Annotated in this window: 15 protein-coding genes and 1 riboswitch; of the genes, 11 read left to right on the forward strand and 4 right to left on the reverse strand. The window is 70.8% G+C overall.

Annotated elements, in window-relative coordinates:
* Positions 1-68: 68 nt before the first annotated feature.
* Together LXT12_RS08995 and LXT12_RS09000 are read right to left on the reverse strand one after the other, a co-directional pair.
* Entirely contained in the window at positions 69-4,088 is a 4,020-nt protein-coding gene (locus LXT12_RS08995; protein ID WP_233391277.1) for an LAGLIDADG family homing endonuclease, read from the reverse strand.
* A 166-nt stretch (positions 4,089-4,254) separates the two neighbouring features.
* On the reverse strand, positions 4,255-4,824 hold the full coding sequence (locus tag LXT12_RS09000; protein ID WP_233391278.1) for a DUF1134 domain-containing protein: 570 nt from the start codon (positions 4,822-4,824) through the stop codon (positions 4,255-4,257).
* A 94-nt stretch (positions 4,825-4,918) separates the two neighbouring features.
* Between LXT12_RS09000 and LXT12_RS09005 the strand changes: the two genes are divergently transcribed.
* The 11 genes from LXT12_RS09005 to LXT12_RS26910 all read left to right on the forward strand — a co-directional run bounded on the left by LXT12_RS09005 (position 4,919) and on the right by LXT12_RS26910 (position 18,686).
* Positions 4,919-5,353, forward strand: a complete 435-nt coding sequence (locus tag LXT12_RS09005) for a hypothetical protein (RefSeq protein WP_233391280.1) — start codon at positions 4,919-4,921, stop codon at positions 5,351-5,353.
* 40 nt (positions 5,354-5,393) lie between these two features.
* The gene (locus LXT12_RS09010) at positions 5,394-5,780 is read left to right on the forward strand and encodes a PilZ domain-containing protein (protein WP_327572249.1); all 387 of its coding nucleotides are present in this window, start codon (positions 5,394-5,396) and stop codon (positions 5,778-5,780) included.
* A gap of 55 nt (positions 5,781-5,835) precedes the next feature.
* On the forward strand, positions 5,836-6,933 hold the full coding sequence (locus LXT12_RS09015) for a sensor histidine kinase (RefSeq protein ID WP_233391282.1): 1,098 nt from the start codon (positions 5,836-5,838) through the stop codon (positions 6,931-6,933).
* Positions 6,930-8,033 (forward strand): histidine kinase, encoded by a 1,104-nt coding sequence (locus LXT12_RS09020; protein WP_233391284.1) that lies wholly within the window; start codon positions 6,930-6,932, stop codon positions 8,031-8,033. The genes LXT12_RS09015 and LXT12_RS09020 overlap by 4 nt, the downstream gene beginning before the upstream one ends.
* Positions 8,030-8,794 carry a LytR/AlgR family response regulator transcription factor gene (locus LXT12_RS09025; protein WP_233391287.1) on the forward strand — a complete coding sequence of 255 codons (765 nt, stop codon included), beginning with the start codon at positions 8,030-8,032 and terminating at the stop codon, positions 8,792-8,794. The genes LXT12_RS09020 and LXT12_RS09025 overlap by 4 nt, the downstream gene beginning before the upstream one ends.
* Before the next feature lie 765 nt (positions 8,795-9,559).
* Positions 9,560-10,171: an NAD(P)H-dependent oxidoreductase gene (locus tag LXT12_RS09030; protein ID WP_233391289.1), complete on the forward strand. Its 612-nt coding sequence runs from the start codon at positions 9,560-9,562 to the stop codon at positions 10,169-10,171.
* A 93-nt stretch (positions 10,172-10,264) separates the two neighbouring features.
* The gene (locus tag LXT12_RS09035) at positions 10,265-12,469 is read left to right on the forward strand and encodes a molybdopterin-dependent oxidoreductase (RefSeq protein WP_233391291.1); all 2,205 of its coding nucleotides are present in this window, start codon (positions 10,265-10,267) and stop codon (positions 12,467-12,469) included.
* 167 nt (positions 12,470-12,636) lie between these two features.
* Positions 12,637-13,953 (forward strand): response regulator c-di-GMP phosphodiesterase, NosR family, encoded by a 1,317-nt coding sequence (gene nosR / locus LXT12_RS09040; protein ID WP_233391292.1) that lies wholly within the window; start codon positions 12,637-12,639, stop codon positions 13,951-13,953.
* 16 nt (positions 13,954-13,969) lie between these two features.
* Complete coding sequence (locus tag LXT12_RS09045) at positions 13,970-14,533, forward strand: response regulator (protein WP_233391293.1); 564 nt, start codon at positions 13,970-13,972, stop codon at positions 14,531-14,533.
* Positions 14,530-16,611 carry an ATP-binding protein gene (locus tag LXT12_RS09050; protein WP_233391294.1) on the forward strand — a complete coding sequence of 694 codons (2,082 nt, stop codon included), beginning with the start codon at positions 14,530-14,532 and terminating at the stop codon, positions 16,609-16,611. The genes LXT12_RS09045 and LXT12_RS09050 overlap by 4 nt, the downstream gene beginning before the upstream one ends.
* Before the next feature lie 107 nt (positions 16,612-16,718).
* Positions 16,719-16,805: riboswitch (cyclic di-GMP riboswitch) on the forward strand.
* 51 nt (positions 16,806-16,856) lie between these two features.
* Positions 16,857-18,686 (forward strand): S53 family peptidase, encoded by a 1,830-nt coding sequence (locus LXT12_RS26910; protein WP_304622760.1) that lies wholly within the window; start codon positions 16,857-16,859, stop codon positions 18,684-18,686.
* A gap of 9 nt (positions 18,687-18,695) precedes the next feature.
* Here LXT12_RS26910 and LXT12_RS09060 read toward each other — a convergent pair whose 3' ends face one another.
* Together LXT12_RS09060 and LXT12_RS09065 are read right to left on the reverse strand one after the other, a co-directional pair.
* Positions 18,696-19,997 (reverse strand): ATP-binding protein, encoded by a 1,302-nt coding sequence (locus LXT12_RS09060; protein WP_233391295.1) that lies wholly within the window; start codon positions 19,995-19,997, stop codon positions 18,696-18,698.
* Positions 19,994-20,704 (reverse strand): response regulator, encoded by a 711-nt coding sequence (locus LXT12_RS09065; protein WP_233391296.1) that lies wholly within the window; start codon positions 20,702-20,704, stop codon positions 19,994-19,996. The genes LXT12_RS09060 and LXT12_RS09065 overlap by 4 nt, the downstream gene beginning before the upstream one ends.
* Positions 20,705-20,780: the final 76 nt, after the last annotated feature.

Genomic DNA, 20,780 nt, shown 5'->3' on the forward strand with positions numbered 1-20,780 from the left:
GGAGCGGCGCCGCCCGTCACCGCGTAGCGAGCGCAGGTGACGTGGCTGGCCTGGTCCGACGTGAAGCCTCAGCCGCACTGCCCCACGTAGCCACAGGCGGTGCAGAAATCGCAGCCGTCCTTGTGGATCATGGTGGCGTTGCCGCATTCCGGGCAGGGCTTGCCGGCCTGCACCTGCAGCGTGCCCGGCGCCGCGCCGAGCTTGGGCGTGGGCGACTGCAGCAGGCCCATGTCGGTCAGTGGCTGGCCTTCCTCGTCGAGGATGCCCAGCATGGCGTAGCGGTGGATGATGAGGCGGGCCACATAGGCCACCGTCGAGGGCCAGACCTGCTGGCGGCGCTCGCCGTTGAGCGAGGGCACGGGCGCCATGAAGTGGCCCAGCGGCTCGCCCACGTTGAGCAGCTTGCGCAGCTTCATCGCGATCCAGCCGGGGTCCATGACGCGCATGTCCAGCGACAGCAGCCGCGCCAGCCCGTCCAGCGCCTTGGGATAGTTGCCCGAGAAGCCCATCGCGCAGGGGCGGGTGACGCTGCCGCCCTCGGGCGTGGGCAGCACGACCTCCTTCAGCGTCAGCGTGAACTGCTCGTTCGTGGCGGGGTTGTCCACGTCGACGGCCCAGGCCAGCGTGCCCGAGACGCCGGTGCGCGGCTCGTTGCGGCTGAACATGGCGTCCACCACCGGCGTGGGGCCGCCTTCGCCCAGGGCGCCGAGCTGCTCGCAGCGCCAGCGGATGACGGCCGCCGTGGCCGCGACGACGCCGGGGAAGAGCCGCGGCTCGCCGTTGGGCGGCATGGGCATCTCGAACGCGCGCTCCTCGGCCACCGTGGCCAGGGCGTCGAGCTTGAGGCGCAGCCAGGCCGCGTCGTTGGTGCGCAGGTCGGTCGACAGCGTCTTGGCCAGGGCCGACAGGCCGCGCGGCTGCTCGGCGCCGTTCACCCACACCTCGAAGGGCAGGTTGCGCCCGAACAGGCCGCCGTCGGGGCCGTCCAGCGGCAGCTCGCCGATGAAGAGGGCGAAGTCGCCGTGCGGATGCTGGATGAGGTAGCTCCAGGCCGGATTGCCGCCGGGCATCTCGGGGCGGCTGGGCCAGCGCAGCGAGGCGACCACGGCCTGGGGCAGGCGCTCGACCTTGAGGCGCTGGTTGGTGCCGTCCACTTCCGCTCGCAGCGGCTCGGGCTGCTTGACCTCGGGCGTGACCGACAGCACCGAGCCCAGCACGCTGTTGGGCCGGTAGGTGGCCAGACCCTTGAGCTTGGACTGCCAGGCCTGGACGTAGAGGTCCTGGAAGTCCTCGTAGGGATAGTCAGCCGGCACGTTGACCGTCTTGCTGATGGACGTGTCGATGTAGGGCGCGACGGCCGCCACCATGGCGGCATGGTCGGCGGCGCTCAGCTCGAGCGCCGTGACGAAGGCTTCGCTCAGCGGCGCGTCGGCACCGAAGAGGTGGCGGTACAGGCGCCAGGCATGGTCTTCGACCTGGTACTCCTTGAAGCCGCCGCCCTCGCTCTGCGGCAGGCGCTTCTTGCGCGTGTAGGCCCAGGAGAAGGCCGGCTCGATGCCGTTGCTGGCGTTGTCGGCGAAGGCCAGGCTGATGGTGCCGGTGGGGGCGATGGACAGCAGGTGGGAGTTGCGCAGGCCCTGGGCGCGGATCTTGTCCTTCAGGCCCTGCGGCAGGCGCGAGGCGAAGCTGCCGCCGGAGAGATAGAGGTCGGCGTTGAAGAGCGGGAAGCTGCCGCGTTCGGCGGCCAGCTCGCTGGAGGCGGCATAGGCCGCGTCGCGCATGATCTCGCTGATGCGGCTGGCCATGTCACGCGCTTCCTGCGTGTCGTAGCGCAGGTTGAGCATGACCAGGGCGTCGCCCAGGCCCGTGAACCCGAGGCCGACGCGGCGCTTGTTGGCGGCCTCCTGGGCTTGCGCGGGCAGGGGCCAGGGCGTCACGTCGAGGACGTTGTCGAGCATGCGCGTGGCCACGGCCACGACCTCGGTGAAGCCGGCCTCGTCGAACACCGGCTTGGGCGAGAAGGGGTCGCGCACGAAGCGGGTCAGGTCGATGGAGCCGAGGCAGCAGCAGCCGTAGGGCGGAAGAGGTTGCTCGGCGCATTGCCCGGTCACCAGACCGTTGAATATGACGGTATTGCCGTCTGCCTGAGTCGTGTCGTAGACCGGCTCCGTGCCGACGGATTGGATGCTCGCGACGGTCGCCGCGAAGCGCTGGGTCTTCTTCAGCGCCTTGCCCTCGACCCACGCCTCGTACTTCTCGCGCTTGGCCGGCAGCAAGAAGCCGATCTCCTGCATGAAGGCCTCGCGCGATTCACCGTCGATGATGAGTTCATGCAGGGTCTGGCACGTGTATTCCCGGTGGCCGCCGTGCCCATCCGGCAGACTGCGCGGACCACCTTGGCGGCGCTCATGAATGCGGGAGAAAACCCCGAAATTCGCCAGTAGCACCTGCACGTCCTTCAGCAATTGCCGATGAATGGATGACAGGCGCACGGAACAGCTTTGGCTGAGCGAGGACACGTTGACCGTTCCATCGGTCTGGAAAAGTGCGCGCAAATAGCCGCGCACACAGTCCTCGCTCCCCTGCCAGACCACTTCGGGCACGGAAACCTTGGTCTGGGCATTGAACCCGAAGCCTGCCAGCACACGCGCCAGCATGGTCGAGCGGATCATCACAAGGTTCCGCTCGGCCACAGCGACAGGTTTGACCACATACTCCCGCGGAGATTGCGCAAGGCCGGCAATCAGCGAATTGATGAAGGTCGCCACGCCATCGGCTAGTTGCCGCTCTTCGTTCCACAGGTTCACCACCGCGGCTTGCATGCCCTTGCCGCGGTTCGTGAAATGCCCATCCCCGGTAATCAGTCCCAACAGCATGCCCAGGGCCTCGCTTCCCTGACGGCCAAACTGCCCCTTGCCGGACTGCACCCAGAGTTCATCGCCCACCTTGAGTTCGGACAGCTTGATCTTGCCGCGCGCCGTGTAGAAGTCGTGCCAGGCCGTAGCCTTGATCTCGTAGCCCTCGGCCGTCGTGACCCTGAAGACCTCCGCCTGGGCCGACGTCATGAACGCCGGCACGGCCGGCCGCACCACAGTGCCACGCTCCGGGCCGCCCAGTGCCCGCCGGTCCACCGTGCACTCCAGCGCCGCGCCAGCGGCCTGCAGCCATGCAATGGGCACCAGCCCATGTTGGGTGGCCAGCCGCGTATCGCCCGTCACGCACGGGTTGGTCGCCGCGATCGTCTCGCAGTAGTGCAGGTTGTTGTCGGCGTTGATGCGGTCCAGGAAGAGCACGCCGGGCTCTGCGTGGTCGTAGGTGGAACGCATGACCTGGTCCCACAGGGCGCGGGCCCTGACCTTGCGGTAGACCCACAGGCCGTCGCCGCGCTGGTAGGCGCCGGCCTCGATCTGCTCTTCGCTCGGCCGCGCCTTGTGCGCGAGCTCGACCTGCCCGTCCGATTGCACGGCCTCCATGAAGGCGTCGGTCACGCCGATGGAGATGTTGAAGTTGCGCAGGTCGCCCTGGTCCTTGGCGTGGATGAAGGCCTCGATGTCGGGGTGGTCGCAGCGCAGCACGCCCATCTGGGCGCCGCGGCGGCTGCCGGCGCTCTCCACCGTCTCGCAGCTGCGGTCGAAGACGCGCATGTAGCTGATGGGGCCGGAGGCGTGGCTGCGGGTGGAGCCCACCCAGGCGCCGGCCGGGCGGATGCGGCTGAAGTCATAGCCCACGCCGCCGCCGCGGCGCATGGTCTCGGCGGCTTCGGTCAGCGCGGTGTAGATGCCGGGCACGCCGTCCTCGGCCGCCGCGATGGCGTCGCCCACCGGCTGCACGAAACAGTTGATCAGCGTGGCCGACAGTTCGGTGCCCGCCGCCGACATGATGCGGCCGGCCGGCACGAAGCCGCGTTTCTGCGCTTCGAGGAAGGCCGCCGTCCAGCGGGCGCGGTCGGCCGGCTTCTCGGCCTGGGCGAGGGCCCGGGCGACGCGTTCGCGCAGCTCGTCGGGCGTCTGCTCGCCGCCCTTGGCGTATTTCTCGATCAGTACTTCGCTGGAGATGTCCTGCACCGGCAGGTCGGTGATGCTGCTCACGATAGGCCTCGATTACTGGATTTAATTACAGTCTACGCCCTCGTCCCGGTAAGCGCTAACCGAGGTTTTGAGCAGGCGAAACATTGTCGAAAAGGGCGCAGGTTGCCAGCCGCCATGTCGCACCGCCTTGACGGCAAGCAGAGGTGTGCGACTTATCCGGGCGGCCTCAGAACGGATTGATGCTCTTCTCTCGGCGGTAATGGATGTAACCGACGCTCGCGCCGGCGCGCAGCCCGACACCCAGGCGGATGGGTGCCAGCGTGATGCCGTTCAGGCGCTGGTAGTTGATGCCCGCGCCACCGACGTAGTAGAGGCTGCCGTCCACGCCGGGGAAGCGCTGGTAGATGGCGCTCGGCTTGGGCAGGTGGTAGACGAGGGTGAACACCTTGGAGGCGTTGGCCCCGAGGTCGAAGCCGATGGACGGCCCGGCCCAGTAGACCTTGGCGGCGCCGCCGCCCTTCATCAGCAGCTCGCCGTCGCCGTAGCGCAGGCCGACGGTGATGGCGGCCGAGGCCTCCTCGCCCTTCACGTAGGCGTTGGGGCGCCCCTGCTCCTTGAAGGCCTTCTCGATGACCTTGGCCAGGCCCTCGGTGGTCTGGCCGAAGAAGTCGGTGGCGGCCTTGAGGATGGAATCCTCGTCGTAGGTGCTGTCCTTGTCGTCCGCCGCGAAGGCGGGCAGCGTGGAAGCGGCGGCCACGGCGGCCAGGTGTTGGAGAGTTTGGCGGCGGTCGATCATGGCGGCTCCTGTTGCTTGCCCCTCGGGGTCGGCCAGCATAAACAATGTGAAGTTTGGCCGCCCGCGGGCGAATCGCTCCCCCTAGACTCGCTCCATGTCGTCCAACCCCGACCTCCAGCGGCTGTCGGCCGCGCTCGAATACGTCGACCTCGCGGCGGGCCTGCACCTTGCCGGCGGCGCCGACCACGCGGCGCGGCTGCTGGCGGCCGCGGCCGAGCAGCTGCTGGGCGATCTGGTGCGCCTCATCGACGCGCCGAGCGCCTCGGTCGACGCGCGCGAGCTGCTGGCCCGCGTGGCCCGCGCCCACCGCCCGGCCGTCGTCGCGCCGCGCCAGCCCGCCGAGCACGATTGGGACGCCCCGCCCACCAGCCCCGACGGCACGCGCGAGGAGACCATCGCCTTCCTGCGCGCCTCCTGGTTCATGCTCGAAGCCATGGGCCTGGCCACGCTGGCGCCCGAGGGGCTGCAGAAGGCCGTGGACCACAGCACCGTCTTCGGCAGCGGCGCCGAGCTGGAGCCCTTCGTCTAGGACGGCCCGGCCCCTGCACACCCCTTTCAGGGAGATCATCATCAGCACCGAACGCCGCCAATTCGCCCGCGTCGCCTTCGCCGCGGGCGCCGAACTGATCACCACCCAGGCCCAGTTGCGCTGCCAGGTGATCGACATCTCGCTCAAGGGTGTGCTGCTGCAGTTGCCGGCGGGCGCCGCCGTGCAGGCTGGCATGCCCTGCCTCGTCAAGCTGCCGCTGGGCGGCGCCCACCCCGACGGAGACACCGCCATCGCCATGGCCGGCGAGCTGGCCCATGTCGAGGGGGGCCACGCCGGGGTGCTGTGCCGTAGCATCGACCTGGAGTCCATCACCCATCTGCGCCGGCTCATCGAGGTCAACCTCGGCGACCCGGCGGCCTCCGAGCGCGAACTCAAGGCCCTGATTGCCGCTGCCAGCGCGCGCTGAGCCGGATTCGTCGCATGCCACCCCGGCCGGCCGGGAGCGCCCCAGAATGGCGGCAATGGAGGACCTGAGCCCGCTGCAAGCCTTCCGCCGCATCTGCAACCTGCGCATGCTGGCGGTCGTCTACTACTTCTGCCTGCTGCATGCCGTCTCGCGCTCGCTGAGCTGGTTCGACGAGAGTGACACCGATGTCGCCGCGGCGCTGTTCCAACTGGTGCGCTTCAGCCGCCAGTCGCTGCTGACGGGCCTGTCGCTGATGCTGATGGTGGCCCTGGCCGAGGCCCTGCTGGCCGGGCGCCGCTGGCGGCTTCCCGCGGCGCTGGCCGTCCAGGCCCTGGCCGTCGGCCTGGGCGCGGCGCTGGGCACCTACCTGCGCTACGCCGTGGCGACGCTCGAGGAGCCGGGGATGTCGATCAATGCGCCCTGGATCATCTCCACCATCGCCATCTGGGTGCTGCTCGGGGGCATGGCCTATGCCTTGCTGCTGGTCAGCCGCGCCCAGCGCCGCGGCCGCGACGAACTGACCCGCCTGTTCCGCGAGCGCGAGGCCCTCAAGACCCAGCAGACCGAGGCCCAGCTGTCGGCGCTGAACGCCCAGATCGAGCCGCATTTCCTGTTCAACACCCTGGCCAACGTCAAGCGCCTGTACGAGACCCAGCCCGAGCGGGGGCGCGACATGCTCGTGGCGCTGATCGCCTATCTGCGCGCCGCGCTGCCTGGCATGCGCCGGCACGAATCCACGCTGGCCGACGAGCTGGAGCTGGTGCGCCACTACCTCGCCATCCTGCAGATGCGCATGGGCGAGCGCCTGTCCTTCGACATCGCCGCGGCGCCCGAGCTGCTGTCGGCCCACCTGCCCACGCTGGTGCTGCCGACGCTGGTGGAGAACGCCATCAAGCACGGCCTGTCGCCGCTGCCCGAAGGCGGCCGCATCGAGATCCGCGCCGGCCATGCCGGCGACGGTGGCGTCAGCATCGAGGTGGCCGACAACGGCCAGGGCTTCGGTGCCGCCAGCGGCGGAGCCGGCGTGGGCCTGGCCAACACGCGGGCACGGCTGGCCGCGCGTTTCGGCGATGGCGCCTCCCTCGAGCTTGAGGCCGCCCAGCCGCGCGGCGTCGTCGCGCGCGTGCGGCTGCCCGCCGAGGCGCTGGCATGAGGCCCGCCCTCGTCCAGCCCCGGCCCGCCGTCGCCCAGGCATCGCTCGGCATGATGGGCCACCTGCTGCGGTCCTGGCGCTCGCTGCACTGGATCGAGGCGTTCGCCTTCGTCACCGCGGCCCTGCTCTTCGGCGCCATCGACCTGGCCTCGCTGCTGGAGCTGCGTGTCGGCGACCAGCTGCCCCAGGTGCTGGCCCGCCACCTCATCGTGCCCGTGCTCAGCTGCAGCGTGCTGCTGCTGTGCTGGCTGCCGGCCGCGCGAAGCAGCCCCATCCATCCGGCCCGGCGCTGGCGCCTCGTCGCCGCCACGCTGCTGGGCTCGGCGCTGACCATCGCCGTCATCTATCCGCTGGCCGCGGCCCTGCCCTGGCCGTCGGTGTGCGACATCTATGCGATGACCCACGGCAAGCCCCGCTGCAACGACTTCCGCCTCGCCGAGGTCATTGGCGACACCCTCTGGGTCTTCATGCCGGCGCTGATGATCGTCGGCGTGCTCGAGTTCCGCACCGTGCGCCGCCGCCAGGACCAGGCCGCCCAGGACCTGCTGCGCGAACACAGCCAGCTGCGCCGCCACGCCCTGGCCGCGCGGCTGGCGGCCCTTCAGGCCCAGGTCGACCCCGCGCTGCTCTTCGACGCCCTGGTCGCCATCGAGCAGGCCTACGACCGCCACGACCCCGATGCCAGCGCCCGGCTCGAGCGGCTCATCCGCCACCTGCGCATCGCACTGCCGCGGCTGCGCGATGCCGGCGCCACCCTCGGCAGCGAGGCCGAGCTGATCGCCAGCTACCTCGGCCTGCTGGGCGACCTGGACGGCCGGCCGCCGGCCTTCGAATGCCAGCTCGGCTCGCGGGGCGCCACGGCGCTGCCGCCCATGCTGCTGCTGCCCCTCGTGCAACGCGCGCTGCGCCTCGGCCACCCCGGGCGTTGCTGGCTCGCGGCCGAGGGCCGCCGTGTCGTCCTGGGCTTCGACGAGGAAGGGCTGTGCAGCGAGGACGCCGACCTCGCCTCGCTGCGCGAGCGCCTGGCCGTGCTGGGCGCCACACTGGAATGCACGGCCGCCCCTGGCCGCACCGAATTCAAGCTGGAGCTGACCCCGTGAACCTGATCTCCCCCACCGCCGTCGTGGCCGAAGACGAGGCGGCCCTGCGCGGCGAGCTCGTCGAGCAGCTCGACCGGCTCTGGCCCGAGCTCAGCATCGTCGGCGAGGCGGCCGACGGCCTGGAGGCCCTGCGCCTGCTGGACCAGCACCGCCCGGACATCCTCTTCCTCGACATCGAGATGCCGGGCGCCACCGGCATCGACGTGGCTCGCCAGGTCGCCGGCCGCAGCCACGTCGTCTTCGTCACGGCCTACGACCAGTACGCCATCGCCGCCTTCGACCAGGGTGCCGTGGACTATCTGCTCAAGCCGCTCAACGGCGCGCGGCTGTTCACCGCGGTGACGCGGCTGAAGGCCCGCCTGGGCCAGGCGCCGGCCCAGCTCGGCAGCGTGCTCGACCAGCTCGGCGCCCGCCCGGCCCCGTCGGCGGCCCGCGCGCCGCTGCGCTGGATCAATGCGTCAGTGGGCCAGACGCTGCGCCTCATCACGGTCGACGAAGTAATGTTCTTCCAGAGCGACAACAAGTACACCCGGCTGGCCTTGAAGGACGGCGAGGCGCTGATCCGCAAGCCGCTGAAGGAGCTCATCGACGAGCTGGACCCGCAGCAGTTCTGGCAGATCCACCGCTCGACGCTGGTCAACGTCAACGCCATCGACAGCGTGAGCCGCGACTTCCGCGGGCGCATGCAGATCAAGCTCAAGCACGGGACTGAGACCTTGCTGGTGGCGGAGAGTTGTGCGCATCTGTTTCGGCAGATGTGAGGCCTTTCGACTCGACGATGCGGGTGTGTTGGTCGGGGTGCTTTTGCTGAGAGCCTTTGCGACTCGTTGCACCGCCGCGGGAATCCGCCCCGCGAGGGCGGGTAACTTTCTTCTGTCGGCGCCAGAAGAAAGTCACCAAAGAAGAGGCGCTTTAAAGCGAGCACTCTGGCGCGTTTGAGTCTCAGCCCGGCCTACAAGCGACCCGCTTCGCTCTCGCTGCTGTCCTTGTGACGAGCCCGACGCCTCCACCGTCCGTGCGCCTAACGTCGGCTGCACGCCGAACTCACGAGTTGAATGCAAGCGCCGCTCGGGCGGCGCGTCGGCGCATGTGGTGCCTTCATTGGTGAGCCCGGCGTGCAGCCGGCGTTAACCGGCGTGAAGGTCCGATTTGTGGTGCTCGGGATAGGGACAGCAGCGAGAGCGAAGCGGGTCGCCTCGAGGCGCTTCTTGGCGTTCAACGCACTAGGGCGCTGGGTTTAGAGCGCCTCTTCTTTGGTGACTTTCTTCTGGCGCGACAGAAGAAAGTTACCCGCCCTCGCGGGGCGGATTCCCGCGGCGGTGCACCGAGTCGAAAGGCTCGAAGCAAAAGCAACCAACAACACAAAGCGCCGAGTCGAAAGGCTCGAGGCAAAAGCACCCCACAACAAACGCACCAAGCTGTAAAGGCTCGATGCAAAAGCAACCGAACACCGAATCAAAAGACCCCGGCCTGACGCACCATTCCGTTGACCGACATCAAGGCCCCCGCCGGCTGCCGCGCCGAGCATGGACAAGTTCGAGGAGCACGCCATGCCCGACCGCATCGCCATCATCCAGGCCCATCCCGACCCCGCCGGCGGCCATCTCTGCCATGCCCTGGCCGACGCCTACACCGAGGGCGCGATCAAGGCGGGTCGCGAGGTCCGCGTCGTCGACGTGGCCCGGCTCGACTTCCCGCTGTTGCGCTCGCCCAAGGACTGGCATGAAGGCGAGGTGCCGCCCTCGCTGCGGCCGGCGCAGGACACCATCCGCTGGGCCGACCACCTCGTCTTCTTCTTCCCGCTGTGGCTGGGCGACATGCCGGCCCTGCTCAAGGGCTTCCTGGAGCAGGTGGCGCGACCCGGCTTCGCCTTCGAGTACGTCGAAGGCAACCCGCTGGGCCGCAAGTTGCTGGGCGGGCGCTCCGCCCACGTCGTCGTCACCATGGGCATGCCCGCCCTGGTCTACCGCTGGATCTTCCGCGCCCATTCGGTGCGCTCGCTGGAGCGCAACGTGCTCGGCTTCGTCGGCATCGGGCCCATCCACGAGACGCTGATCGGCGGCGTGGACGGCCTGGGCGAAGCCGGCGTGGCCCGCTGGAAACAGGCCATGGCCGAACTCGGCGGCGGCGACGGCTGACGGGCCGGTCGGGCGGTGCCGTCGCCTCGGCGACGGGCCCGCCCCGGGTGGCGACGCTAAGCTGGCTCTCCCGAAGAGCGCCAGGAGACCGCCGTGCCCGAAAGCCATTACCGCATCTGCCCCTTGTGCGAAGCCTGTTGCGGGCTGGAGGTCAAGACCGACGGCGGCCGGGTGATCGCCATCCGCGGCGCCGACAACGACGTCTTCAGCCACGGCTACCTCTGCCCCAAGGGCGTGTCCCTGAAGGACCTGCACGAAGACCCCGACCGCCTGCGCACGCCCCTGATCAAGCGCGACGGCCGCTTTGTGCCTGCCACCTGGGACGAGGCCTTCGCCGAGATCGAGCGGCGCCTGCTGCCGCTGCGGCGCGAGCACGGGCCCGAGGCCGTGGCCCTGAGCATCGGCAACCCCGCCGCCCACAAGGTCAGCCTGCTGGCCTACACGCCGCGCCTCGTGCGCGCCCTGAACACCCCCAACGTGTTCAGCGCCTCCACGCTCGACCAGATGCCCAAGCAGCTCAGCGCCGGCCTGATGTTCGGCCACTGGCTGAGCATCCCGCTGCCCGACATCGAGCGCTGCGACTACCTCCTCATCCTCGGCGGCAACCCCATGGTCAGCAACGGCAGCCTGTGGACGGTGCCGGACTACCGCGGCAAGGCCAAGGCCATGCGCGCCCGCGGCGGGCGCATCGTCGTCGTCGACCCGCGACGCAGCGAGACGGCCGCGGCGGCCGACGAGCACCTGGCCATCCGCCCCGGCGGTGACGCCCTGCTGCTGGCCGGCATCGCGCACACGCTGTTCGACGAGGGCCTCGTGAAGCTCGGGCGCCTGGCCGAGCATGTCAACGGCCTGGACGACGCCCGCGCCGCCGTCGCCCGCTTCGCGCCCGAAGCCACCGCCGCCGGCTGCGGCATCGCGGCCGAGACGCAGCGCCGCATCGCCCGCGAGCTGGCCGCCGCGCCGCATGCCGCCGTCTACGGCCGCATCGGCACCTGCACGACCCGCTTCGGCACCGTCAATTCCTGGCTCGTCGACCTCATCAACGTGCTGACCGGCAACCTCGACCGCGAAGGCGGCGCGATGTTCGCCAAGGCCGCGGCCTTCGCCGCCAACACCCAGGGCCGGCCGGGCAGCGGCAAGGGCGTCACCACCGGCCGGCGTCGCAGCCGCGTCTCCGGCGCGCCCGAGGTCTTCGGCGAGCTGCCCATCACCGTCATGGCCGAGGAAATGGACACGCCGGGACCGGGCCAGGTCAAGGCGCTGATCACGGTGGCCAGCAATCCGGTGCTGTCGGCGCCCGGCGGCCCGCGCATCGCCCGCGCCCTCGAAGGCCTGGACTTCATGCTGAGCCTGGACATCTACGTCAACGAGACGACACGACATGCCGACGTCATCCTGCCGGGCCTGTCGCCGCTGGAGGACCTGCACTTCGACGTGGCCTTCCCCCAGCTCAGCCATCGCAACCATGCCCGCTTCTCGGGGCCGGTCTTCGACGCGGCGCCCGGCACGCCGCAGGAATGGCAGACCATCCTGCGGCTGTGCGCCCTGCTCGAAGGCCGGGGCCTGGGCGTGGACGTGCAGAGGCTGGACGACGAAGCCATCGAGGCCGACGTGCGGCGCTTCGCAGGCGACGCCACTCCCGCGGTGCTGGCGGCCCTCGAACCCTGGCGCGGACCGGAGCGCCTCATCGACCTGCAATTGCGAGTCGGGCCCTATGGCGACCAGTTCGGCCGCAAGCCCGACGGCCTCACCCTCGCCAAGGTCAAGGCGGCCAGCACGGTGGAAGACGGCGGCATCGACCTCGGCGCGCTCACGCCCCGCATCCCCGAAGTGCTGCGCACGCCCAGCGGCAGGGTCGAGCTCGCGCCGTCGTCCATCCTGGCCGACCTGGCCGAGGTGAAGGCCCAGCCCGCGCCGGCCTTCAGCCTCATCGGCCGGCGCGACACCCGCTCGGGCAACAGCTGGATGCACAACCTGCCGGTGCTGGCCAAGGGGCCGGAGCGCTGCACCCTGCTGGTCAATCCCGGCGATGCCGAACGCCTCGGTCTGGCGGAGTACGCCCGCATCCGCAGCGCCGTGGGCGAGCTGGTCGCGCGCGTGGAGCGCAGCGCCGACATGAGCCCAGGCGTCGTCAGCCTGCCCCACGGCTGGGGGCACGACCTGGACGGCGTGCAGCTCGGCGTGGCACGCGAGCGGCCCGGCGTCAACCTGAACGCGCTGCTGGACGATGCCGAGCGCGATCCGCTCAGCGGCAACGCCGTGCTCAGCGGCGTGGCGGTGGAGATCTCTCCCGCCTGATCCGGCCGCCGGCACCCGTCGGTGCCGGCGAAGCTGCGGACATTCGCCAAAAACTCGACACCCCGGCGGCGCGCGTCCTGCCTAAACTCTCCATCGAGCGGTAGGCGCCCGTTGTCGCCACCGCGCCAGGGCGGGTGCCGCGAGCGCCCGCCGAAGGGAGCGATGCGATGCATCCTGACGCGAGCGAGCCTGCGGTCGTCCTGTTCGTCGACGACGAACCTTCCATCCTCAGTGCGCTGCGGCGGCTGTTCCGTCCCCAGGGCTACCGCGTGCTGCTGGCGGAGAGCGGCCGGTCGGCGCTGGCGATCCTCGAGACCGAGCCCGTCGACCTGGTGGTGTCCGACATGCGCATGCCCGAGATGGACGGCGCGGCGCTGCTGGAACAGGTGTGCGAACGCTGGCCCACCGTGGGGCGCGTGCTGTTGACGGGTTATGCCGACATCGGCTCCACCGTCGCGGCCATCAACCGCGGCCAGATCCACCGCTACATCGCCAAGCCCTGGGAGGACCGCGAGCTGCTGATGTGCGTTCAGGACGGCCTGGAACGCCGCCGGCTGGAGCAGGAGAACCGTGCCCTGCTGCAGCTCACGCGCCAGCAGAACGACGAGCTCCAGGCCCTCAATGCGGACCTCGCTGCGCGCGTCAAGGCGCGCACCAGCGAGCTGGAGCAGGTCAACGCGATGCTGCAGACCTCATTCGCCCAGCTGCAGCAGAACTTCCTGCTGTCCATCGACGTCTTCTCGGGCCTGGTGGAGCTGCGCTCCAGTGGCCTGGCCGGCTATTCGCGCGTCGTGGCCGACCTGGCGCGGCGCATCGCGCGCCGGCTCGACGGCGGCGCGATGCTCGAGCAGGACGTCTACATCGCCGGCCTGCTGCACGAGGTCGGCAAGATCGGCTTCCCCGACGCCATGCTGCGCAAACCGCTGTCCGCCATGGCCAGCGACGAGCTGGCGCTGTACCGCCGCCACACCCTCAACGGCGAGGCGGCCCTGCTACCCCTGGCCCAGCTGCAGCGCGTCGCCCGCTACGTGCGCTCCCACCACGAACGCATCGACGGCAAGGGCTTTCCCGACGGGCTCTCCGGCGAGGAGGTGCCGCTGGGCGCGCAGATCCTCAGCGTGGCCAGCGACTTCTACGCGGCGCAGTCGGGCCGGCTCTCGCTCAAGCGCTACGCGCCGGCCGAGGCCCAGTCGCTGATCCGCGGCGGCGCCGGCACGCGCTACGAGGCCAGCGTCGTCGAGGCCTTCGAGCTGGCCCTCGGGGACGAGCCCACCGAGAAGCCGCACGACCGGCCGCTCGCCGCCCATGAGGTCATGCCGGGCATGGTGCTGTCGCGCGACCTGCTGTCGCCCCAGGGCACCTTGCTGCTGGCCGCCGGCTTCGTCTTCGACGCCCGGGTCGTGAAGCAACTGCGCGACTTCGGCAACCGCGAGGGCGTCAAGCTCGACATCTTCGTGAAGCTGCCCGAAGGCGGCCAACCCTGAGTGCGGAGGACCTGCCATGAGCGAGCGCATCCTGATCGTCGACGACGAACCCCACATCCTCAGCGCCCTGCAGCGCGTGCTGCGCAACGGTCTCAAGGACGCGGCCGGGCAGCGCTACGCGGTCGAGTGCTTCAACGAAGCGGCGCCGGCCCTGGCCATGGCGCGCGAATGCAGCTTCGCGCTCGCCATCTCGGACCATCGCATGCCGGGCATGACCGGCGTGGAATTCCTCAGCGAGCTGCGCCGCATCCAGCCCGAGTGCGGACGCATCATCCTGTCCGGCTATGCCGACATCAACGCCCTGGTCAGCGCGATCAACGAGGCAGAGATCAGCCGCTTCATCTCCAAGCCCTGGACCGACTTCGACCTGCTCAGCACCGTCCGCCAGGTGCTGCGCATCCGCGAACTGACGCTGGAGAACCAGCGGCTGGCCGACCAGGTGCGCCAGCAGATGGGCGTGCTCAGCGCGCAGGAGGCCGAGCTGCGCCGGCTGGAGCGGCTGGAGCCCGGCATCACCCACGTCAAGTGGGGCAGCGACGGCTCCTTCATCCTCGAAGACCCCGGCGAGGTGAAGCTGTGAGCGAGCTGGCCGAGTCGTTCCGCTCGGCGCTGGAGGCGGTCAGCGCGCCGACGCTGGTCCACGACGCGGCCCGCATCCTGTTCGCGAACGCCGCGATGCAGCGGCTGCTCGGCTACGACGAGGCCGCGCTCGGCGCAATGCCGCCCCATGGCTGGGCGGCCGAGGACTTCGCCGACGTGCTGCGGCGCTACGGCGAGCGCTGCCTCGCCGAGGAGGGCGAGCTGCCGGCCATCGAGATCGAGGCGCTGACCGGCAGCGGCGCGCGGCGCGTGCTGGAGATCAAGGCCCAGCGCGTCGTGCACGAGGGGCAGGCGCGGGCCGTGCTCACCGGCCAGGACCTCAGCGACATCCGGCACGTCCAGACCAGCCTGATCAACGTCGGCCGGGTGCTCTACCAGATCCTGGAGAACAGTCCGGTCGCGACCCTCGTCATCGACAAGGCCCACCGGGTCACGCACTGGAACGCCGCCTGTACGCAGCTCACCGGCCGGGAGGCTTCGGACATGCTCGGCCGGAACGACACTTGGCGCGCCTTCTATTCCGAGGCCCGGCCGCTGCTGGCCGACCTCATCCTCGAGGGCACCATCGAGCAGGAGCGAGAGCGCCTCTATGGCAAGCGCTGCAACCCGTCGCAGCACGTCGCCAATGCCTACGAAGTCGAGGCCTACTTCCCCAATTTCGGCCGCGAGGGGCGCTGGCTGTTCTTCACGGCGGCACCGCTGGTCGACGCGCACGGCGAGGTCGTCGGCGCCATCGAGACCCTGCAGGACGTCACCCGCAGGCGCCAGGCCGAGGACGAACTGCGCCGCCACCGCGGCGAACTCGAGAACCTGGTCGCCGACCGCACGGCCGAGCTGCTGAGCACCCACCACGAGCTCGAGGCCTTCCTGGAGAACGCCTCGGTGGGCATCATCGCGACGGCCAACAACCGCGTGATGCGCGGCAACAAGAAGTTCGCGGAGATGTTCGAGCTCGGCGGCGTCTCGCCCCATGGCCTGCCGACGCGCTCGCTCTTCAAGAGCGACGAGGACTTCGACGCCCTGGGGCGCGTCGCCTATCCTGTGCTGTCGGAGGGCGGCTCGCTGCTGCACGAGATGGAGGTGTGCACCCTCGCCGGCAACACGCTGTGGGTGCAGATCATCGCCTACGTGGCCAACCCGGCGGAGCCCACGGCGGGCACCTGGTGGCTGCTGCAGGACCGCACCGAGGTGCGCCGCGTGCAGCGGGAACTCGAGCTCAACTACGAGCGCATCAAGCACACCAACACGCGGCTGGAGGAGGCCCAGAACCAGCTCCTGCAGGCCGAGAAGATGGCCTCCATCGGCCAGCTCGCGGCTGGGGTCGCCCACGAGATCAACAACCCCATCGGCTTCGTCAGCTCCAACCTCGGCTCGCTGCGGGGCTATGTCGAGCCCGTCTTCGGGCTGCTGGCCCTGCTCAGGAAGACGCCGCCTCAGCAACTGCCCGCCGCGCTCGCGGCCGAGCTGGCGCGAGTGGACGCCGCCGTCGACCTCGGCTACGTCGAGGAAGACCTGCCCCAGCTGCTCGACGAGAGCGAGGAGGGCCTGTCGCGCGTGAAGAAGATCGTGCAGGACCTCAAGGACTTCTCCCGCGTGGACCATGCCGACTGGCAGGACGCCGACCTCAATGCCGGCCTGGACTCCACGCTCAACGTCGTCATGAACGAGGTCAAGTACAAGGCGGAGGTGCGCAAGGACTATGGCGTCCTGCCGCCGGTGCGCTGCATCGCCGCGCAGTTGAACCAGGTGTTCATGAACCTCATCGTCAACGCCGCCCACGCCATCCCGGAGCGCGGCACCATCACCCTGGCCAGCCGCGCCGAGGGCGACTGGGTCTGCATCGAAGTGGCCGACACGGGCACCGGCATGACGGAAGAGGTGAGGCGGCGCATCTTCGAGCCCTTCTTCACGACCAAGCCGGTCGGCAAGGGCACGGGCCTGGGTCTGTCCCTGTCCTTCTCGATCGTGCAGAAGCATGGTGGCCGGATCGAGGTGGAGTCCCAGCCGGGCATCGGCACGCGTTTCCGCGTCTGGGTGCTGGTGCAGCCGCCGCCTTGACCCGCAGCGGCGGGCCACGTCGCGGGCCGACCCGCGGCACAAGTCACGCCCGCCGGCCGGTGCCGCCGCACCGCCCATCGGCCGCGTGCCTAGACTGGCGCCGTCGTTCAACCTGAGGGCAAACCCGTCGAAAGGCGGGGACGCAAAGCTTCCGGCCTGTCGCACCGCGGTGCCATGGCAGCGGGGCCGCCGGAACCTGACGGTTCCGTCACGCGTGGCCCTCGCTTCATCGCAAGTCGCCGGCCATGCGCAATCACCGCCTCAGCCCCAGCCTGATCTGGACCCTCCAACTCCTCACGGCCGCGGCGCTGAGTGCCTGCGGTGGTGGCGGCAGCAGCGGCGGCGGCAGCGAAGGCCCGGCTCCGGCCCAGGCCGCCGATACGCCCACCACCGTCTCGCTGAGCGTGGACCTGGCGGCCGACGACCCCGCCGCCGGCATCGAGGCCCAGCCCAGCTTCCACATGGCCGCCGCCGACCTCGGCGAGCCCGACGGTGGCGCCGCACCCCACCGCGCCATCGCCGCCGCCGGCGTGGCCACCCGCGGCCTGACGCTCGACGGCCTGGACGAGGTCCTGCGCCCGCGTGCCCTGTCCGGCACCGCCGGCGAGGCCTCGCCGCTGGCGACGACGACCACCGTCACCACCTACACGCCGGCCCAGATTCGCGCCGCCTACGCGATGCCCACCCTGCCGGCCAGCACCACCGGCCTCACCGCCGCCCAGGCCGCCCAGCTCGGCGCGGGCCAGACCATCTACCTCGTCAACGCCCGGCACGACCCCAACGTCGCCGCCGAGCTGGCCACCTTCAACGCCAAGTTCGGCCTGCCCGGCTGCAGCTCGCGCACCCTCGCGGCCGGCACGGCGCTGCCGTTGGCCGCCGCCTCGGCCACGTCCTGCGAACTGGTCGTGGCCTACAGCAGCGGCGCCAACCTGACTTCGACGGCGCCCGCCTATGACAGCGGCTGGGCCACCGAGATCGCCCTCGACGTGCAATGGGCCCACGCCACCGCGCCGCTGGCCCGCCTGGTGCTGATCGAGGCGCCGGACGCCGGCGTGTCCAGCCTGTCCAACGCCGTCGCCCTGGCCAACCGCATGGGTGCGGGCGTCGTGTCCATGAGCTTCGGTGCGGCCGAGGGCAGCTGGACGTCGAGTTATGACGGCATGTTCGGCGCCGCCGGCATGAGCTATGTGGCCGCCACCGGCGACAACGGCGCGGCGGTGTCCTGGCCCTCGGTTTCCAGCAAGGTGCTGGCCGTGGGCGGCACGACGCTGAGCTACGGCGGCAGCGGCGCGCGCAGCGAGACGACCTGGAGCGGCACCGGCGGCGGCGTCAGCGCCTACACCGCCCTGCCGAGCTACCAGGGCGGCAGCATCGGCGGCTATGCACGCCGCGCCGTGGCCGACGTGGCCTTCAACGCCGACCCCAACACCGGCCAGTACGTGGCCCTGCTGGCCCCGGGCACGACGGCGACACGCTGGGTCAGCGCCGGCGGCACCAGCCTGGCCACGCCGCAGTGGGCCGGCCTGATCGCCGTTGCCAACGCCATGCGCGCGGCCGGCGGCAAGGCCGCGCTGGGCCAGCCCAACACGGTGCTCTACCAGCAGGTCGGCGCGGTGCCCACGCAGTACGCCACCGCCTTCAAGGACGTGGCCAGCGGCAGCAACGGCAGTTGCGCCACCTGCATCGCCAAGACCGGCTACGACACCCCCACTGGCTGGGGCACGCCCAACGCCATGACGCTGCTGACCACGCTCGGCGGCGCCACCGCGGCCGCCCCCAGCGGCACGACCACCGTCACGGCCACCAGCGGGCCGCAGCTGACGACCTCCAGCCTCAGCGGCACCGCCGGCAAGGCCCTGAGCGCCACCATCGGCTACAAGGCGCCGGGCGCCAGCTCGCTGTCCATCACCATCAGCGGCGCGGCCAGCGGCATGGGCTTCTCGGCCGTCGGCGGCGGCATCGCCCTCAGCTGGCCCAAGCCGGTGGCGGGCAAGACCACCCTCGTCGTCACCTTGAAGGACAACCTCGGCCAGACGTCGACGGGCAATGTCGTCGTGAACATCGCCACGCCCTGATCCAGGTCTTCAGCCACCCCAGCTGACGCGCGCCACCAAGCCGCCGCCTTCGCGCGGCAACAGCGCCAGCGTCGCGCCCTCGGCCCGTGCGATGCGCTCGACGATGGCCAAGCCCAGGCCCGAGCCCGGGGCGCCGCCGCGCGCCGCGTCGCCGCGCTGGAAGGGGCGCTTGAGCGCCTCCACGCGCTCGGTGGGGATGCCGGGGCCGCGGTCGCGCACTTCCAGCCAGGCCTGGCCGCCAGCCTCGCCGCAGGCCACCTCGATGGGCGGGGCGCCGTGGTGCTGGGCATTGCCCACCAGGTTGAGGACGAGCCGGCGCAAGGCCTCGCGGCGGACGCGCAGATGCACAGCCGGGCCGTCGGCCAGCACCGGCTGCGGCAGCCCGGGCGCCAGCGCCAGCGTTTCCGCCAGGAAGGCGCGCAGCTCGATGTCGACGGCCGGCTGGGCCTGCTCGGCCGGGTGCGAGGCGCGGGCGTAGTCGAGGAACTGGGTCAGCAGCCCGTCCAGCCCGTGCAGGCTGCGGTCCAGGGTGTCGAGCAGCTCGGTGTCGCCCTGGCCGGCGTCGCGCAGCAGCTCGCTGGCCAGGCGGATCTTGGCCAGCGGCGTGCGCAGGTCGTGCGACAGGCCGGCCAGCATCAGCAGGCGTTCCTCCTCGTCGCGGGCCAGGGTCTCGGCCATGTCGTTGAAGGCGCGCGCCAGCTCGGCCGTCTCCGCCGGGCCGTCGGTCGGCAGCACGACGCGGCGCCGGCCCTGGCCGAGGGCGCGGGTCGCCTCGACGAGGCGGGCCAACGGCCGGTTGATGCGGCGCTGGATGAGCCAGGCGCCCAGCAGCGCGAGCGCGCCGCTGACGGCGCTGGCGATGATCCAGGTGCGCGCGAAGCGGTGCGCCGGCTGCACCGAGGGCACGACCAGCCAGAACTGCAGCTCCGGCAGGCGCACGGCGAGCAGGCCGTTGGGCTCGCGGCGCCAGGCCAGCTGCTCGGCCGGCAGGCCGAGCTCGGCCGCCAGTTCGGCGAGGAAGCCGCGCTCCAGCAACGTCGTGCGCTCGCGCCGCCTGTCATCCGGCCCCGACGACGCGCGGGCATTGAAGCGGGCGACGAAGCCCGCGCGTTGGGCTTCGGGCAGCAGGCTCACGCCTTCGGCGACGGCCTGCAGGCTGCGCGCCGTGGCTTCCGCCGACTGCCGCAGCCGCGGCTTGGCGATGAACTGCCCGTAGGCGAGGGCGTTGATGACCTGGCCGACGACGATCAGGGCCACGATGAGCCACAGGTTGCGGCTGAACAGCGTGCCAGGGAAGAGCGAGGCCTTCATCGCGCGTCGGGCTCGGGAATGAACACGTAGCCGAGGCCCCACACGGTCTGGATGTGGCGCGGGGCGCCCGGGTCGGCCTCGATGAGGCGGCGCAGCCGCATGACCTGCACGTCCAGACTGCGGTCGCTGACGCCGTGCTCGTCGCCATGCGCCAGGGCCAGCAGCTTCTCGCGGCCCAGCGGCCGGTTGGGCTGGCTGGCCAGCGCGCGCAGCAGCTGGAACTCGACGGTGCTGATCTCCACCTCCACGCCATGGCGCTCCAGCCGGCGCTGGCTGGGATACAGGGTGAAGGGGCCGAAGCTGACCGCCGCCTCGCCGGCCGGCCCAAGGTGGGCACCGAGCTGCTGCTGGCGGCGCACCATGGCCTGGATGCGCGCGAGCAGCTCGCGCGGCGCGAAGGGCTTGGCGAGGTAGTCGTCGGCCCCCATCTCCAGGCCGAGCACACGATCGACGAGATCGCCGCGCGCCGTCAGCATCAGGATGGGGATGGTCTCGCCCTGACCCCGCAGTCGCCGGCACAGGGACAGGCCGTCCTCGCCGGGCATCATCAGGTCGAGCACCAGCACGTCGAAGCGCTCGCGGGCCAGCAGCTGGGCGGCGGCGGCGGCATCCGGTACGGCGCGCACGCCATGCCCCTGTTCGGTCAGGTAGCGCTGCAGCAGGCCGCGCAGCTCGGCTTCGTCGTCGGCGATCAGGATGCGGGCCATGCGCGATGTTAGGGACGGTGCGCCGCGGCGCCGCGCCGGAAAACGATGACAAACCGTTGCAAGACGCGGCGGCCGT

It is taken from the genome of Pelomonas caseinilytica, assembly GCF_021353235.1.
Lineage (GTDB): Bacteria > Pseudomonadota > Gammaproteobacteria > Burkholderiales > Burkholderiaceae_C > Pelomonas > Pelomonas caseinilytica.

Coding starts and splice junctions, on each gene's coding strand:
- LXT12_RS09000 (WP_233391278.1), bottom strand. CDS start 4,824: ATGATCGACCGCCGCCAAACTCTCCAACACCTGGCCGCCGTGGCCGCC.
- LXT12_RS09005 (WP_233391280.1), top strand. CDS start 4,919: ATGTCGTCCAACCCCGACCTCCAGCGGCTGTCGGCCGCGCTCGAATAC.
- LXT12_RS09015 (WP_233391282.1), top strand. CDS start 5,836: ATGGAGGACCTGAGCCCGCTGCAAGCCTTCCGCCGCATCTGCAACCTG.
- LXT12_RS09020 (WP_233391284.1), top strand. CDS start 6,930: ATGAGGCCCGCCCTCGTCCAGCCCCGGCCCGCCGTCGCCCAGGCATCG.
- LXT12_RS09030 (WP_233391289.1), top strand. CDS start 9,560: ATGGACAAGTTCGAGGAGCACGCCATGCCCGACCGCATCGCCATCATC.
- nosR (WP_233391292.1), top strand. CDS start 12,637: ATGCATCCTGACGCGAGCGAGCCTGCGGTCGTCCTGTTCGTCGACGAC.
- LXT12_RS09045 (WP_233391293.1), top strand. CDS start 13,970: ATGAGCGAGCGCATCCTGATCGTCGACGACGAACCCCACATCCTCAGC.
- LXT12_RS26910 (WP_304622760.1), top strand. CDS start 16,857: ATGCGCAATCACCGCCTCAGCCCCAGCCTGATCTGGACCCTCCAACTC.
- LXT12_RS09060 (WP_233391295.1), bottom strand. CDS start 19,997: ATGAAGGCCTCGCTCTTCCCTGGCACGCTGTTCAGCCGCAACCTGTGG.
- LXT12_RS09065 (WP_233391296.1), bottom strand. CDS start 20,704: ATGGCCCGCATCCTGATCGCCGACGACGAAGCCGAGCTGCGCGGCCTG.